Origin of the sequence: Paenibacillus sp. 37 (assembly GCF_008386395.1) — a bacterium.
In the GTDB taxonomy this organism is placed as follows: Bacteria; Bacillota; Bacilli; order Paenibacillales; family Paenibacillaceae; genus Paenibacillus; species Paenibacillus amylolyticus_B.
Window position 1 is genome coordinate 6,657,236 of record NZ_CP043761.1, and the last position, 15,658, is coordinate 6,672,893.

12 protein-coding genes are annotated in these 15,658 nt (G+C 51.2%); 2 read left to right on the plus strand and 10 right to left on the minus strand.

Annotated features, from left to right (window positions below; all coding sequences use genetic code 11):
- Positions 1–240: 240 nt before the first annotated feature.
- From F0220_RS28525 to F0220_RS28545, 5 genes are all read right to left on the minus strand, one after another.
- Positions 241–2,268, minus strand: coding sequence for a glycosyltransferase family 2 protein (locus tag F0220_RS28525; RefSeq protein ID WP_181156156.1), 2,028 nt, complete (start codon positions 2,266–2,268; stop codon positions 241–243).
- A gap of 88 nt (positions 2,269–2,356) precedes the next feature.
- Positions 2,357–4,351 carry a tetratricopeptide repeat-containing glycosyltransferase family 2 protein gene (locus tag F0220_RS28530; protein WP_181155506.1) on the minus strand — a complete coding sequence of 665 codons (1,995 nt, stop codon included), beginning with the start codon at positions 4,349–4,351 and terminating at the stop codon, positions 2,357–2,359.
- On the minus strand, positions 4,308–6,590 hold the full coding sequence (locus F0220_RS28535; RefSeq protein WP_181155507.1) for a glycosyltransferase: 2,283 nt from the start codon (positions 6,588–6,590) through the stop codon (positions 4,308–4,310). Before F0220_RS28535 ends, F0220_RS28530 begins: the two co-directional genes overlap by 44 nt.
- A 77-nt stretch (positions 6,591–6,667) precedes the next feature.
- Positions 6,668–7,948 carry a DUF6385 domain-containing protein gene (locus tag F0220_RS28540; protein ID WP_223199805.1) on the minus strand — a complete coding sequence of 427 codons (1,281 nt, stop codon included), beginning with the start codon at positions 7,946–7,948 and terminating at the stop codon, positions 6,668–6,670.
- 45 nt (positions 7,949–7,993) lie between these two features.
- Positions 7,994–8,494: a DUF6385 domain-containing protein gene (locus F0220_RS28545; protein WP_105600309.1), complete on the minus strand. Its 501-nt coding sequence runs from the start codon at positions 8,492–8,494 to the stop codon at positions 7,994–7,996.
- Between the two features lie 199 nt (positions 8,495–8,693).
- Here F0220_RS28545 and F0220_RS28550 point away from each other — a divergent pair, with 199 nt between their 5' ends.
- Both F0220_RS28550 and F0220_RS28555 read left to right on the plus strand, forming a co-directional pair.
- Positions 8,694–9,227, plus strand: coding sequence for a hypothetical protein (locus tag F0220_RS28550; protein WP_105600311.1), 534 nt, complete (start codon positions 8,694–8,696; stop codon positions 9,225–9,227).
- A gap of 30 nt (positions 9,228–9,257) precedes the next feature.
- Positions 9,258–9,839: a hypothetical protein gene (locus F0220_RS28555; protein ID WP_105600312.1), complete on the plus strand. Its 582-nt coding sequence runs from the start codon at positions 9,258–9,260 to the stop codon at positions 9,837–9,839.
- A 122-nt stretch (positions 9,840–9,961) separates the two neighbouring features.
- On the opposite strand, the gene F0220_RS28560 is transcribed toward F0220_RS28555, so the two are convergent.
- The 5 genes from F0220_RS28560 to F0220_RS28580 all read right to left on the minus strand — a co-directional run bounded on the left by F0220_RS28560 (position 9,962) and on the right by F0220_RS28580 (position 15,589).
- Positions 9,962–11,308: an MFS transporter gene (locus F0220_RS28560; RefSeq protein ID WP_105600314.1), complete on the minus strand. Its 1,347-nt coding sequence runs from the start codon at positions 11,306–11,308 to the stop codon at positions 9,962–9,964.
- Between the two features lie 69 nt (positions 11,309–11,377).
- Positions 11,378–12,556 (minus strand): winged helix-turn-helix domain-containing protein, encoded by a 1,179-nt coding sequence (locus F0220_RS28565; protein WP_105600315.1) that lies wholly within the window; start codon positions 12,554–12,556, stop codon positions 11,378–11,380.
- Positions 12,557–12,730: 174 nt separating this feature from the next.
- Positions 12,731–13,525: an ABC transporter ATP-binding protein gene (locus F0220_RS28570; protein WP_036606660.1), complete on the minus strand. Its 795-nt coding sequence runs from the start codon at positions 13,523–13,525 to the stop codon at positions 12,731–12,733.
- 2 nt (positions 13,526–13,527) lie between these two features.
- Positions 13,528–14,388: an ABC transporter permease gene (locus tag F0220_RS28575; protein WP_051154091.1), complete on the minus strand. Its 861-nt coding sequence runs from the start codon at positions 14,386–14,388 to the stop codon at positions 13,528–13,530.
- Positions 14,389–14,539: 151 nt separating this feature from the next.
- The gene (locus F0220_RS28580) at positions 14,540–15,589 is read right to left on the minus strand and encodes an ABC transporter substrate-binding protein (RefSeq protein ID WP_047840843.1); all 1,050 of its coding nucleotides are present in this window, start codon (positions 15,587–15,589) and stop codon (positions 14,540–14,542) included.
- Positions 15,590–15,658 lie beyond the last annotated feature (69 nt).

Genomic DNA, 15,658 nt, shown 5'->3' on the forward strand with positions numbered 1-15,658 from the left:
TACGCTGATTTAAGTGCAGAGTGGAAAATTGAGGGCTTGAGGGCTTCACCCATTAGCAACGGAACCATGCACGGTTCGGGCAATGCTCCGATTACCGGTAGCTCCGTTGCTTTTGCAATTTCAATCGGATGGTCTATTGCGGGAATATGTGGGGATGTACAGGGGGGTTGGAGGTTGGGGACTAGGAATCAGAGATTAGTGATTAAAGATTAAAGATTAAAGATTAAAGATTAAAGGAAATTATAGGTGTACCAGTAACATGTTGCACTGGTTGGTGTATTCATCAGCAGAGGCTGCGCCGGGTGCTGTCAGGCGCAGCAGGGTGTGCAGGCCCGGCGGAATTGTCGTCGCCGGGCGACCTGTGGCGGCAGATTGCCGCGCAGTGAGTTGGGCCGATTCAGCCCATTCACGCGCCAGGTTCTGCCGCCCGGCGAGCAGCGCGAGCGTGCCCGCGAGGAGCGCGTGAGCGGTGCGCTCCGGGGTGGGCACCGCGTCCGCGTGGGGCTGCTGCGCGCCGTCAGGCGTGCCGCATAGCGCAAGCAGCCCTTCGCGGACGCTCGCGGGTGCGCGCAGCAGCCCGCAGCGTGCCGCAGGCGGAAGCGCTGCGAGCAACGCCAGCGCGCCGCGAGGCGGCAGGGCTTGCAGCAGACGCAGCCATGCGGCCCAGGCGCCTACGCCGGCGAGCGCTTGCGCAGCGGCGAGCACGCCGCCAGGCACAGGCCCGGCAGAGCCGCCGGGCGTTGCATCGCCGGGCGGGCTAGACGCCATGCTGCTGCGAGCCCTGGCCCCGCGCTGCAGCAGCGCCTCGGCGGCGTGGGCCGCGGCGGGCAGCGCTGCCTGCTGGCGAGCCGCCGCTCGGGCGCTGCGCCTGCCGGGCTGCTTGTGGCCCAGCGCCCACAGCGCCAGGGCTGCCTCTGGCCCGTGCTGCGCATGCGCCGCCCAGAGCTGCAAAGCCGCCCGAGCCGCGGCGTCCTCGCCCAGCTGGGCCAGCGCAAGCCCGGCGGCAAGCGGCTGTGCAAGCAGCGGGGCAGCAAGCGCCGCCGCGTGGCGCAGCAGCCACTCCGGCCGATGCGCGGCAAGCGCGGCCGGGATCAGCGCTTGCCATGCCGCAGGCGGCAAGCTTACCCGAGCGGCAACGCTGGCGATGGAATGCGGCCGCCCTGTCGCTGCGGCCAGCAACAACAGCCGCTGCCATGCAGGCAAGCTGCCGGGTTGTATGCCCAGCGCCGCTATGTACGCGGCTTCTGCCTCTGCCCAGCGGCCAGCCCTCTCATATGCCATGCCTTCCAGCGCCAGGCTCCGATAGGTCCCGGCACCAGAGACTGATGTATACCTGCTGGCTGTGGAGGCAGCTGATTTAGCCTGATTTAACCAGTCTAAGGCCACATCCTCTCTCCCTTGATCCAGTTCGAGTACAGCACCAAGCTCCAACAAATCCGGAAAATCCTCATACACGGGCGCCCATGCTTCCACTACAGCAAGTGCCCGTTCTGGACTACCAATCTCTCGCCAGGCGTAAGCCGTTTTCAGCACCAAATCCGAGTGATATCCACACTCCGGCATAAGTTGTGCCAATAATGGCTGCAACAACCGGAGTGCTTCATCATACTTCGCTTGCTGAAACCATTCGGTAGCCAGAGCATACAACAACTCCGGTTGATCTACCTCCTGATTCAACGCGGAACGTATCAACTGCATGTTGCGTGCACCTTTATTTTTGGCAGTAATCGCCTGCTCCAGATATCCGTAATGAATGACCTCAAGTCCAGAATGAAGCACACCTTGCGGAGCCAGTGCCATGATGGAAGAAGCAATCTCTTCATGAATTCTGCCCTGAAAGGCAATTCGGGGATCATTTCGGAACAATCGACATACCGCATCCGTCACACGTTCTTCACCGGACACACCCAGCAGACTCGTGACTTGTAGCCAATATCCCCATACATCGTCTCTGCTTGCCGCTAACAACTGCACGAGTTCTTCCTTCATCTGCGGAGTCTGTACCCATACTTCATCCGCATCAAGCACCAGAATCCACGGTTTCGTAGCAGCAGCCAGCGACAGGTTACGGGCTTCACTGAAATCTCCGTTCCATTCCGTACGAATTACAACGGCACCATGAAGGCGGGCAATTTCGATTGTATTATCTACCGATCCGGTATCCACGATGATGATCTCATCCACAACATTCCTGACTGCATTCAAGCACCGCTGAAGTGATCCGGCTTCATCCTTCACGATCATACACAAGCTAATCCCTATGCCCATATTCATCACCACCCCTCACCAACGGAGTTCGGCCCCACCCATTAGCCCGCTGAATTAAGTTGAACCCCCGCACCTGCCTGATCCCCTCTCAGCTCTCAAACCCGTCCGCTCCCGGCAACTCCAGCCGAATATGTTGAATAACAGGCCAACATCGATGCCGCTGTCCATCTGTATGCTGAGCGAACAACCCCAGATGATGATCCGCAGCACTAACCAATCCTTTCACCAACCAACTGGTTCCCACCAGCGTATCCAAAGATCCAGGGAATGCTCCCATATCTTCTCCTTTTTCCCTATCCATATCCTTATCCTTCTCGCTCCTCTTCCCTTCCTCTTTCTCCTTCTCTCCCACTCGAACGCTCTCTCCCGCAGATAATCCTGCTCCCACCAATTGGTGTCGACACATCTGAATCAGGCCATGCAGCTCTTTCCATCTCCCTGACTGTACACATCCCTCCATCATCAGTCCAAGGGCCTGCCAGCCATCATACTCTGTTCCTGCAACCGTTCCGTCTATGCTGGAGCCCCTGTCCTTCTTCGTTGTTACTCTCAGACCCACCGTTCGCCCTGTCTGCACAGTAGATTCCTCATCATCAGTTACTGCTGCACCTCCCTGAGAACTACGCTTCAACCACAACGTCAATGGATCATCTCCGTTGACTTCCTTCCCCTCGATCCACTCCAAACGTTCGAGCCACCGGGCAGATGAAGTTGCGAGCAACCCTTTTTTGCGCTGCACAGGTTCCAGTTTCAGACGAGCCTTGTTCCATCTTCCCTGTTGGATTTGGAGCATCGCCTCCGCCACAGATAAACGCTCCCTCATCTCTGCGGAGGGTTGTGAGGATACACCCAGTAACAATTGCAGAGCCGCTTCATAACAACGACTTTGCTCCAAAATGCCCAATACTTTGTGTGTAGCCTCTTCCGAACCGATTGCAAAGCGCTCCCTCACCAGCTCAGGAATCTGATGTTCCTGCCCGGAGACTCGCATAATTCGGAATATCCGATAGAGCGGCGGTAACAGACTCGATTTGGCACGTACCGCTTCCACGTAAGCATCCACCGCACCCTCCAGATCTGCCCTTCCTTCCAGTAATCGTCCTAACATATACCACGTCTGATAGGTGCCGATGCCTTCTTCCGTATGATATATGGGTGGAGGTGGTCCCATACGGACAGCTTCACGCAGCGAATATTCTGCCCGATCTGCATCACCCAATGCGTCTGCACATACCCCGCGATGGTGCATCAGATCCGTGTACTCTGGAAAGAGTTCAAGCGCAGCATCAATGCGATCCAATGCCTCCTGCCAGCGATTCAGGTGCTGGAGACAACGAACTTCATATTTGAACAGCAAATGCGCGTAACTGGTCACCGCAGGATCAATCCCCATCCGAGCCACACCAAACGTCTCCAAAGCCCGCTCCGCTTCCCCCACACGCAGATACTCGACACCCAGATTATAGTGATGGAATGGCTGATCCGGTTCTTCCTGCACTGCCTGTTGCAGCAGGCGAACATTACGGTTCACCTTATCTTTGCGCTCCACAATCGCCGTCTGATACCCATAATGATGGATGACCATGTCCGTCACATAAAAAGCCGCCTCTGGATTCCTACGGCAAATCGCCGCCGCAATCTGCTCATGAATCCGACCTTCGAACCGATGCTCCGGGGCATTACGGAAGAGACGCAAAACCGGATTCACGGTAACCCCCTGCTGACCCGTACCTGTATAGTTATGAATGTTTAAAAACAATCCGTCACATCCGCTGACCGACGTCCAGCTCCTGATCTGCTCCCGCGCAGCCCTATCGAGCACCTCGTCCGCATCAAGAAAAAGAATCCAGTCGCCGGAAGCCTGCTCCAGGCCAGCATTCCGTGCTGCGGCAAAATCTTCGCACCACTCAAATCGCACAACCACCGCTCCATATTGCTGCGCAATCTCCGCGCTGCGATCCGATGAACCGGTGTCCACCACAATAATTTCGTCCACCGATCCCTGGACACTGGCAAGACAATGAGGCAGTAACTCTTCCTCATCCTTCACGATCATGCATAGGGAAATTCGTTCCGCTCGCAAGCTGATTCCTCCTTTCCTTTGCATGGAAAAGCGTACGCCACGGGATGCCCCCGGTGGTTTGCAGCCTTTGTTCCAATGCGGTATATTGTGCAGCGAGTACCCCTGAAGACGGAGAACGTACCAATTCCTGCTGAATCGCCTCCATTGCCAATTGCATGTAACATACAGCTACTCCAGCTCGGGCCTGCCACATATCAGGCTCCCGCTCCAGAGCCTGCTCGAACAGAGAGAGCGCTTGATCATTGTGACCTTTGGCATACAGCGTTTCACCCAGCCAGAATAAACCTTCGGCATCCAGTTCACTCTCGGTCATGCACTGAATCAGGATGTTCGCGGCTACCATGGTATACCCCTGACGATACAGCAGACTTGCAAACTCCCGTCGTAAAGTTATAGCCGTTCCCCAATGGTCACACATCATCATGGCCCGCAACTCATGCAGTTGCTCAGCAAGTGTAAGCTGTCCTGTCTTTATGGCTTGCCGCACAACCTTTTCTGCTACCATCTCTGAATGCGGACCCCATTGCATAAGCTTTTGTTCATGTGAAGCAAGTTTCATGCTTCGCGGCTCCTTGGTTAACTGATTCAGCAGTCGATCCATGACCTTCCAAACGTTCTTTTCTTGTGGAAGCGTAGTTGCGAGGAACGCCTCGGATAATGGTAATCCGTTGGTCCAACAAGCCAGTGCCCAATCCATTCTGTGCTCAGCCAGCAGATTGACTTCATTTACACACCCCACGCTCCAGTGTTCTTCTGCCAGTTGCAGTGCTTCGGAAACCCTATTCGCACATAACATCCAATGTATTCGATCCACAACATGGATACGAGCAGTACGCGCATCTGTATCCAGCATTTTCAATGCCTGCTCATATGCTCCACAGCCTGTTAGAACATAAATCACTTGCAACAGATGATCCTCATTTGTCATTGCATATGAATGGGGCATTTTACCACGAATCAAATCACCTTGATCTAACTCTCCGATTCCGCTGCTTCTGGAAAGTAATGTTTCTGCTATGTTCTCATCGGTTTCACCAGATTGTTGCAGCACGTCTGCCAACCCGGCCCATGCCGGAGCATATGTGAACATACTGTTCAGAGCCAGCCCGTACAGATGTGCAGACTCATTCAGGAATCCCCTTTTCTGTGCAAGTCTTGCCATGGCAGTATAGGCTCTGTAACTGTTAGAACCCGCTTCCGTTACATATGACGCGTCTAACATGCTACCGCCATCACTCTGTCCAACACGGTTCGTTCTCTCCCAGCAGTCCGTTGCTCGGGCATACGATTGATATGCACGCTCCTCCAAACCTTGCTGCTCCAACGTCTCCCCATACAGCAGGTGCAGATCAGCATAAGATGGATATCGCTGTCTTTCCAAAGCCAGAATTGCATGCGCCTCGTCGTAATGTTCCGATCCCACAAGGGTCTTTGCATAATCTCTAACCAGTGTTGGTCGATATGGCGCGAGCAACTCTGTCAGGTGTAATGATTCACGGAACACTTCAATTGCCTGTTCGATCTGACCAAGCTGGCAATACGTTACTCCCAGATTGTACAGGTGAAAAGGCTGTGCAGGCTCATCTGCGAGTTCCCGCTCAATCAGCTTTAAATTACGTCTTGGTTTATGTTCCTTCGAAATCGTTGAGGCCAGATATCCATCATGAACCAGACATAGTGGAGCAAGCGGTTCTGTTTCGATCAACATATGTTCCTCACCTGTAAAGGTCTCGCTCTTATCCATATCACCAGCCTCTTCCTGGACAAGCTCGCTTGGGCCACTACGAACCAATTGCTCATGAATACGCCCCTTGTATCGATATCCCTGATGAGCACGGAACAGTCTCACTGGCTGAGAGATAACGTTCTCTTCTACCTCTTCACCGTATCGATTCTCTATGGTGATACGTAATCTCGAAATGCTTTTATGGACTTTAGGTAAAAAATTCAGCAGTTCTTCCAATCCCTGCGTAACGTATTCATCCGCATCCAAACACAGGACCCATTCCGTGCTCGCCAGAGGCAGACTGATATTTCGTGCATGGGCAAAGTCATCTTGCCAACAGGCGTGCAACACCGTTGCTCCGTACGTTCTGGCGATCTCGGGTGTACGGTCAGATGAGCCGGTATCGGTAATAAAACATTCCGTGCTGATATGCTTCAAGCTGTCGAGACAGCGGGGCAGGTGATGTTCTTCATTTTGCACAATCATATGGATTCCAAGTAAACGGTTCTTCAATGCAAACACCTCCAATACAAAAAAATACATGAAGTCCATCAAAGGAACTCCATGTACCTATATGACAAATAAATGGGTTATGTGCCTTGTCCATTGAAGAACACATCAATCGTGCTTGGTGCACCGATTAGGCTGGAGCGGTAGGAAAGACGCGTGTATTTGAGAAAACGCTGCGGAACCAATACATCGACTGACCCGGACAAAATGCCTGTTACCGTCGTTACATCCGTGTACCAGTTCGTTCCGTTGGCGCTGATCTCAACAAGAGCATCTACCCGGTTTACACCCGGCCCCCGGTTATATACAAAGAAAGAATACGTGCCAAATACACTGGTCGTAACCGCTGGGAGCGCTGTGAAGGTGTTTGCGGTCGGGGTGCTTATGAGTTGGGACTCCTGAAAACTCTTCTGTGAAATGGACGTCACACTGCTAAGTGTTCCCGCGGTAATTGTAGCACCTAGCACGCTGGTGATTGTACCATTCAGCAGGTTTGTCAACGTCCCTGCAGTCACGGTTGCGCCAAGTACGCTTGTGATGGTTCCGTTCAATAAGTTTGTCAGTGTTCCTGCGGTAATCGTTGCTCCCAATACACTCGTGATCGTACCATTCAGCAGGTTCGTCAGTGTTCCGGCTGTAATTGTCGCTCCGAGTATACCTGTGATGGTACCCGCTGTAATCGTTGCTCCAAGCACACTGGTGATCGTTCCGGCGGTAATCGTCGCTCCCAATACACTTGTGATTGTACCATTCAGCAAGTTGGTCAGTGTTCCTGCGGTCACCGTGGCTCCGAGCACACTCGTGATCGTTCCGGCGGTAATCGTCGCTCCCAATACACTTGTGATTGTACCATTCAGCAAGTTGGTCAGCGTTCCTGCGGTCACCGTGGCTCCAAGCACACTCGTGATCGTTCCTGCGGTAATCGTCGCTCCCAATACACTTGTGATTGTACCATTCAGCAAGTTGGTCAGCGTTCCTGCGGTCACCGTGGCTCCGAGCACACTCGTGATCGTTCCTGCGGTAATCGTTGCTCCCAATACACTCGTAATCGTACCATTCAGCAAGTTCGTTAGTGTTCCGGCTGTTACGGTGGCTCCCAGCACACTATTAATCGTACCTGCCGTGATGGTCGCTCCAAGTACACTCGTAATCGTTCCGTTCAGAATGTTGGTAATGGTTCCTGCGTTAATTGTAACGGTAGTCAGACCTGAGATATTACTAATGGTCCCGTCCAAAATAATGCCAACCACATTCCCGCTCGTATCGGTTCTGACAGGCTGGGCTGTCCCTGTACTATCCTGGCCGAAAATCAACGTTCTTAGATTATCCGGATTCGTATTAAACGTCGTAAAGTTAGGCATGTGCCTCGTCCTCCTCCCTAGTCAAATCTGTGAGATCATACTCCCTTACGGCATACGTTGTGCCTGAAAGTAAACGTCGAGCCGGGTCGGTTGATCCGGTTCAACGGATCGAATGGCAAGCCGGGTATAGTGTAAAAATCGCAATGGTACCAGCGCTTTGGTCTGGCCTCCCGCGACCACCTCCTGGCTGTCCACAGCATAATCCACGGCATTTGGGCTGATCTGGATCTGTACAAGAGCCGGATGTTTTCCCCGATTCACAACGCCATAGGTATACATGCTGAGTGATGAGGTGTCTTGTGCCGGGAGTGAATCCATACTGCTACTGGTTTCGGCTCCGACATACGTATGCTCTGTAAAACAATGAATAGCACCAGGGAGTTTCGTACTACGTGAGGAAGCACCCTGCTTGAACCGGGGACGAGTAATCCGGGAACAAGGGGGTTTCAGCAATTTAGCGCGGCAGGAATGACGGGAACGGCGGCGACTGACATATTTAGTTGGTTGCTTCGTTCTCTTCTTGCTTTGCTTTGCTGTTCGACTCATCTCGATTTCCCCTTAAAAAATGTGCTTACGCATCGTATGCCCGGATCGGATTTACGGGCACGGCATCTGCCGTTATTTTGGAATTTGCAGTCCGTTCCCAAACGCTTTCTCTTGTTCTTACATACAATGCAAGTAATGAGGACATGCGAAACAAATAGTATCGCCAGACCATTTCCATCTATTCAGAGGGGGGGACAAGATGACAAACTCTAATGTATTCAACCAGTCTAATGGGCCCCTGTTCACTCAAATGACCAACACTTATGCAGCCCCGGGTATTGAAGCTTCAGTAGATACCGGTGCGGCTGCGGCAGGCAGTTTTTTTGCCCTGACGACCAATAATATAGCGATTCCTGCCAGTCAAAATCTTCTTCTTCAGATCCTGAATGCAACTGGAAGTGGCAGAACAGTACGTATTGCCAGCCTTTCGGGAGGTACAACTGCTGCAGCTACTCTGGTCGTTTATTCCGGCGGCACTGTAACCGTAGGAACTACACCTGTACCCGTTAATACGTTGCTTGGTAACACCAACACCAGCATCGTTACCACCCGGCAAAATACCGGAACGCTTGGGGGGACTTTCACAAGCTTGCTCAGCATACCTCTCACTGCTGGAATGTACTCTTTGAATTTAAACGGTTCCATTCTTGTTCCACCGGGACAATCACTATCCATCAGTTTAGGAACTGGCAGTCAGACGGCAGCCATTAATCTCTTCTGGTGGGAATTCTGAACATGATTCTGATAAAAGGAGGTGCACACTGTGCCGAACAACAATGTATTTAATCCATTAAATCTGCCCGTCTATACGTCCAACACGAACACATATATTTCTCCCGGCATTGTTGCTCCTCCGGAGAATAATGCTGGCAGTACAGGCAATCTGTACAATGCAGGTTCCACCAACTCTACAACACTGGGGTTGCTGGGAGGAACGGTTATCGCCACCGTACAATTGGCCAATCCTGTAGGGAGCGGGAAAACCCTATACGTATCGCGGCTCTCTGGTGGAATTACGGTCTCACTTAATCTGTTATCTTCCTTCAGCGGTTCCATGAGTCTGACCGCAAACGGAACGCTAAGCTCTCCTAGTACACTCACGGCGGTCAACAGCAATCTTTCCAGCAGCAATACCAGTGCAGCCATCGTACGATTCTCTGCTGCTGCACCTTCAGGAGCAACCCCATTGATGGCTATGCCCCTTCAAGCGGGACCGTTTCTATCCAATGAATTTGGCCGTTATGTGGTTCCTCCAGGTCAAGCTATTAACCTCTCTGTCAGCGGATCACTTTCGGTTGGTGGACTGCTGGCCTCTACTGCTTATTTCGCTTGGTGGGAAGTGTGATTCGCTTAATCGTGCTTAACAATGTAATGTGCAAACAGCCGCCTTCGGATGAGTACCGAAAGCGGCTGTTCATTTTTATTGCAGATGCATTGAAGTTAACAAATATTAACCGGACGAGTCTGTCAGACCGTTTCCTGCGGGATGGTCTCTTTTGATTCCGATATGAGAGGCTGTTTCCCCTCCCATAAGATGCGTTGCAGCAGTATGCCAGCAAGACCAATCGCCAGCGTAGCGAGACCGATATATTGAAAGGTAGGGCTCGGACCCGCAACTCGAATGAGCGCTCCACCTGCAAGTGGAGCTACGACCAGTACAACACTGGATAGTGAATTTTGAATGCCAAAGACGCGCCCTACATAGGCAGGAGGGGTTTCCTTTTGCAGCAAATAATTCAGTGTTACCATAAAGAGCCCATTGCCTACCCCAATGCATAACCCCCAGATTAAGACCCAATTTTCAGGTGTTTGTGGGCTAATCCACCCTAATGCAGCAATTCCGGCCCCGATGAACAGATATCCTCCACCTAGCCCCCACCCATACCCAATTCTCGGCAAGCGATTTAACAACAAAATGATGACGACTGCCCCGGCTCCTGCCGACGACCCCAACCAGCCGAGCAGTGATTCATTACCTGGCTTGATCTCCCGAAACAGGGTCGTAAACTGATAATCAATCATGAGAATGGCCATGAGTCCAAAACAGCCGAACAGAATCGTACTCAGCACGGTGCGACTGCTCCGTATAAAACGCCAGCCTTGCTTCCACTGGGAGAACAAAGATTCCGATCCATCCTTTTCATTAGTAACACTTCCGTCTGATTCAACGGACTCCGACTTCTCCACCAAACGCCGCAAGGGCCATAACACTGCGCCCGACAACAGGCGGGTACAAGCATTGATTAATATACAGATCTGTGGTGAAAAAAAGGCTAGTATGACGGCTCCCAGAAGTGGCCCTGCGACCTTCGAACATTGGCTCACAAAACCATTTAGGGACGATGCCTGAAACAGATGCTCCTCTGCCACCACCTGGCGGGTTAGCGCCTGTTGGGCGGGAACGTGGAACACTCCCATCATGGCACGCAGAGCGAGCAGTGGAAGCAACCATGCCGGGCTTGGTGCGAATAAAATAGCAACGGTTAATCCCACGGTGATTACATCACACAAAATCATGATTTTCACTTTGTGCAGTCGATCAGCCAGAGCACCTGCAAAGGAGCCAAGCAGTATACCCGGGACAGCCATACATACAGGAATAAGTGCAATAATCAGCGGATCAGCACCCCAGCGGTAGGCCACCATCACCTGTATGGCAAGTGCATCGAACCAATCTCCAAACGTAGCTAGCGAGTATGCAATAAACATGCGGACAAACCGGAGGTTAGTCCATAAGCTTTTGGAAGATTGTGCAGATGAGGCGGGCGATTCGGTGGATTCATTGGATGTGGATTCAGTTGAAATGACGGTCATACATGTACTTCCTCCCTTGATTACAGCCGTTAGCGGTCTGTATGTTCCTTGGCTGTAATCATAAAGAAGTTATATCAGAGGAAGATCAGAGGATGGGGGGATAGGGGATAAAAAGTTACGTATTTCATCTACAATTTGCTGTCCATATGCGGGAACACCGTAACTTTTGCCGATCTCAGCATACACTTGTCGATACTTACTCCGAAGTCTGCCTTCAATTCGATGATGACCCAGGAATAGGAGAATCTGATATGCAGCATTCAGATATAGCGGTGCGTTCAGCGACATTTTCAATACATCCAGACCGTCATCCATTCTTAACTCTGCCTCACGAATCCGTCCCTGCCGAAGTAACCATAATCCTTCCATCACCTGAAAACGTCCGATCTCTCGCAGATAGGGTTCATCCTTTAATCCTGACCGCAGAACTGCCATCTGGGCCTCAACAGCTTCACCGCTACCACCCCACAGTTCCACATACAACGCTGCAAGTGCCACAGGCAGTCTGAAATTCTTGAGCTCGTCAGTCTCTATTACACGATACGTTTCCTCCAGTTGTGCTTTGGCCCGTTGATATTGGCCCACCTCTACATAGACTTCAATGATGTTCAGAATGCGGAGTTCGCGAAGCTGATCGGCAGACAATGCCGATGAATTCAGCGCCTGTTCATACAACTGAATACTATCCGCCGGCTCGATCAGGGGGTGCACGAAAATTAGTAGCCAGTATAGTCGCTCCTCAAAGGGAATTTCCTTTGTTGTAATCAGCCATTCCAGATCTCCCTGTATAAAACGGATATACAACTGATAATAAGGGGCGATCTGAATGCCGAGTGCTTCCTGCTGTTGAACCAGGGTCTGTATGGCATTTCCCTGCCCAAACAAGTGATATTTACGAAGTAATCCGTGAATGACTTCCTGCATTTCTGGGTCCTGAGCAGAAGGGCTAGCGGGTAGAGCGGACTTGTTCTCATGCACAGCAAGCCGATATCCGTAGCCCCGTACTGTATCCAGACGGATCTCATCCCAGCGTTTCAGCTTCTTGCGCAGGCGATAGATATGATCGTCCACGGTGCGTTCAACCGGATATTCCAGTGGCCATACCCGATCCAGCAGTTGGCTGCGGGTGAAGGCTTTTTCCTTGTTTTCATACAGAAAATGCAGCAGTGCAAATTCCTTGGCGAGTAGACGAATGGATTCCGTTCGCCGTGTTACCGTATATGTCCCTTCATCCAATTGCAAAGACATGCCTGGTTCCCCCTACTATGTATAATTCGCTAATCCGAAATCGTATAGATTCATTCCATTTTTTCAACGTGTTCAACATACCATAAAAACCCTTTGCGAGAACGCAAAAGGTTTTTATCGTCTATCTTATAGATAGCTAGATTGTAGACGCTACGTATATGGTATTACCTTGCCTTAACCCAGCACGACACGATCATCCGCCATTTTTTTGCCGCTAATCCGCTCGAATTCACCAAGCAACTCAGGTACAGTCAACGTACGCTTGCGCTCTTCGCTGACATCCAGAATAATTCGGCCTTTGTCCATCATGATCAGACGGTTACCCAGACGAATGGCCTGCTCCATATTGTGCGTCACCATCAATGTAGTCAGTCTCATCTCACGCACAAGTGTCTCCGTTAGTTCCGTGATCAGTTCAGCACGTGAAGGGTCAAGTGCAGCCGTATGCTCATCCAGCAGTAGAATCTGCGGTTGGGTAAAGGTCGCCATCAATAGACTAAGTGCCTGCCGCTCCCCACCTGACAAGAGACCGACTTTCGCGTTAGGCCGCTTTTCCAGTCCGATTCCCAGCTTCTCCAATTGCGTGTTAAAAATCTCACGTCTGGCACGGGTAACTCCGAAGCCCAGTCCGCGTCCTTTGCCACGTTTGTATGCCATTGCCATATTTTCTTCAATGGACATATGTGGTGCTGTTCCTGCCATTGGGTCCTGAAACACCCGGCCAATCCAGCTGCTACGCTTATGCTCCGGCAGGTTTTTAATGGAGCGGTCATTGATCAGTACATCGCCCATATCCGGCTTCATCACACCCGAAATGATGTTCATCAGCGTGGATTTACCGGCTCCGTTACTGCCAATCACCGTCACAAAATCCCCCGGATTCATCGTCAGATTCACGCCAACCAGCGCGGTCTTCTCGTCCGTTGTGCCTGGGTTGAACAGCTTGGTTACTTGCGTAATCTCCAGCATGCTCACATACCTCCCTTCGCCTGATGACCCCCGGATCGCATCAACTCTTCCGTTCGTTTGCGAGCCAGACTACGCTGCTTCATGGAGCGCTGCATCGTTGGGAATACAAGAGCAATAATGACAATCACCGCGGTGATCAACTTCAGATCAGATGTATCAAACCATTCGACCTGTAGGGCAAGCGCAACCACAATTCGATAAATGATTGAACCAACGATCGCTGCAAGTGTAGCCCAGAATACCGTTCTTGCTCCAAGAATGGCCTCACCGATAATCACTGAAGCCAGTCCGATGACGATCATACCAATACCCATCGTGATGTCCGCAAAGCCGGATTGCTGTGCAATGAATGCACCAGACAGGGCAACCAATCCATTGGATAAGCTGACACCTACAATCGTAGTCACATCCGTATTTGCACCAAAGCTGCGAATCATGCGTTTGTTATCACCTGTCGCGCGGAGTGCCAGTCCAACATCTGTTTTCATGAACAGATCGAGCATGATTTTAAACACCAGCACCACGATGATAATTAGTACCATGACATGCTCACCTGAGAATGGATTATCCATACCCATAATGGATTTATTCGGTGCGCCAAGAATACGCATATTAATGGAGTAGAGCGCGATCATCATCAAGATCCCGGATAACAATCCATTAATCTTGCCTTTGGTATGAAGCAGGCCCGTACAAGCTCCGGCTACCATACCGCCAGCCATTGCCGCCAGACAGGCGAGCCAAGGAGAAAAGTCATTGGAGATCATCACCGCCGCGATTGCGCCCCCTGTTGTAAAACTTCCGTCTACGGTAAGGTCAGGAAAATCGAGTATGCGAAACGTAATATATACACCAAGTGCCATCAGTGCATATAAAAGCCCCAGCTCGATCGCCCCTTCAATTGAATTCCAGCTTATACTCACACTACTTCCTCCCTGTCTATCGAAAAGAATGAGGCGAACCCGTTGCATGTTCGCCTCGCATCCATACTGCCGGATTTACACTCCGGTCAGATTATTGAATAATGTTGTTTTCCTGGTCTTTTACTTCCGCTTTCATCTCATCCGTAACCGTGATACCTTGGGCTTCAGCCGCTTTCAGGTTCAGGATCAGATCCAGTTTGTCCGGAACGGTGACTTTCATATCACCAGGTTTTGTACCATTTTTCAGAATGTCCGCAGCCATCTCACCCACCTGATATCCATGATCATAATATTTGAAGCCTACCGTTGCGAAAGCTCCTTTTTCAACGGTATCCCGATCACTGGAGAAGAACGGAATTTTATTACTGTTCGCCGTTTGGATAATCGTATCAACCGCACTCACGACAGAGTTATCAAGCGTGATGTAGAAAGCGTCTACTTTGCCAACAAGAGAATCCGTTGCCTGTTTTACTTCAGATGTATTTGTAACCGGTGCTTTCACCAGCTTGATATTATGTGTTGCGAGCGCTTTTTCTGCATTATCTGCCATAACCACCGCATTTGGTTCACCTTCGTTAATGACCAAGCCCACCGTTTTCACATCCGGCAGATTTTTAGCGATAAAGTCAGCCAATTGTACAATAGCTTCCGGATTCGTATCGGATGCACCTGTAACATTGCCACCCGGCTTGTCCATATCGGTCACCAGTTTGGCACCCAACGGGTCTGTTACCGCTGCGAACAGCAATGGCTTGTCCTTCACTTGTTGAGCCAGCGCCAGCGCAGATGGTGTTGCGATGCCGAGTACAAGATCATTTTTGGAATCACCCGAGATTTTCTGTGCAATGGACAGGTTGTTCGTCGAATCACCTTGCGCGTTATTGTAATCGATTTTGAGGTTCTTGTTCTCTTCAATGCCCGCTTCCTTCAGGGCTGCAATGAATCCTTCACGTGTAGCATCCAGAGATGGATGTTCAACAATCTGCGAGATGGCAATCTGGTATGATTTTTCCTCGCTTCCTCCACCTGTTGTGGTCCCTGATCCTTCGGATTCCGAGCCTGTACCGCTGTTATTTCCGCAACCTGCTGCAACGATCATTGAAGCAACCATCATCAGTGACATCCAAAATTTCTTTTTCATGTGTGAGAACCCCTCTCCATCTTATAAAATGTGGTTACCCTTATCGAGATTCCATTGACACGATAGGGC

Excerpts from the sequence above, each read along its gene's own strand:
- F0220_RS28575 (WP_051154091.1), bottom strand. The coding sequence starts at position 14,388 with ATGGCACTTGGTGTATATATTACGTTTCGCATACTCGATTTTCCTGAC.
- F0220_RS28545 (WP_105600309.1), bottom strand. The coding sequence starts at position 8,494 with ATGAGTCGAACAGCAAAGCAAAGCAAGAAGAGAACGAAGCAACCAACT.
- F0220_RS28565 (WP_105600315.1), bottom strand. The coding sequence starts at position 12,556 with ATGTCTTTGCAATTGGATGAAGGGACATATACGGTAACACGGCGAACG.
- F0220_RS28540 (WP_223199805.1), bottom strand. The coding sequence starts at position 7,948 with ATGCCTAACTTTACGACGTTTAATACGAATCCGGATAATCTAAGAACG.
- F0220_RS28580 (WP_047840843.1), bottom strand. The coding sequence starts at position 15,589 with ATGAAAAAGAAATTTTGGATGTCACTGATGATGGTTGCTTCAATGATC.
- F0220_RS28570 (WP_036606660.1), bottom strand. The coding sequence starts at position 13,525 with ATGCTGGAGATTACGCAAGTAACCAAGCTGTTCAACCCAGGCACAACG.
- F0220_RS28525 (WP_181156156.1), bottom strand. The coding sequence starts at position 2,268 with ATGGGCATAGGGATTAGCTTGTGTATGATCGTGAAGGATGAAGCCGGA.
- F0220_RS28560 (WP_105600314.1), bottom strand. The coding sequence starts at position 11,308 with ATGACCGTCATTTCAACTGAATCCACATCCAATGAATCCACCGAATCG.
- F0220_RS28550 (WP_105600311.1), top strand. The coding sequence starts at position 8,694 with ATGACAAACTCTAATGTATTCAACCAGTCTAATGGGCCCCTGTTCACT.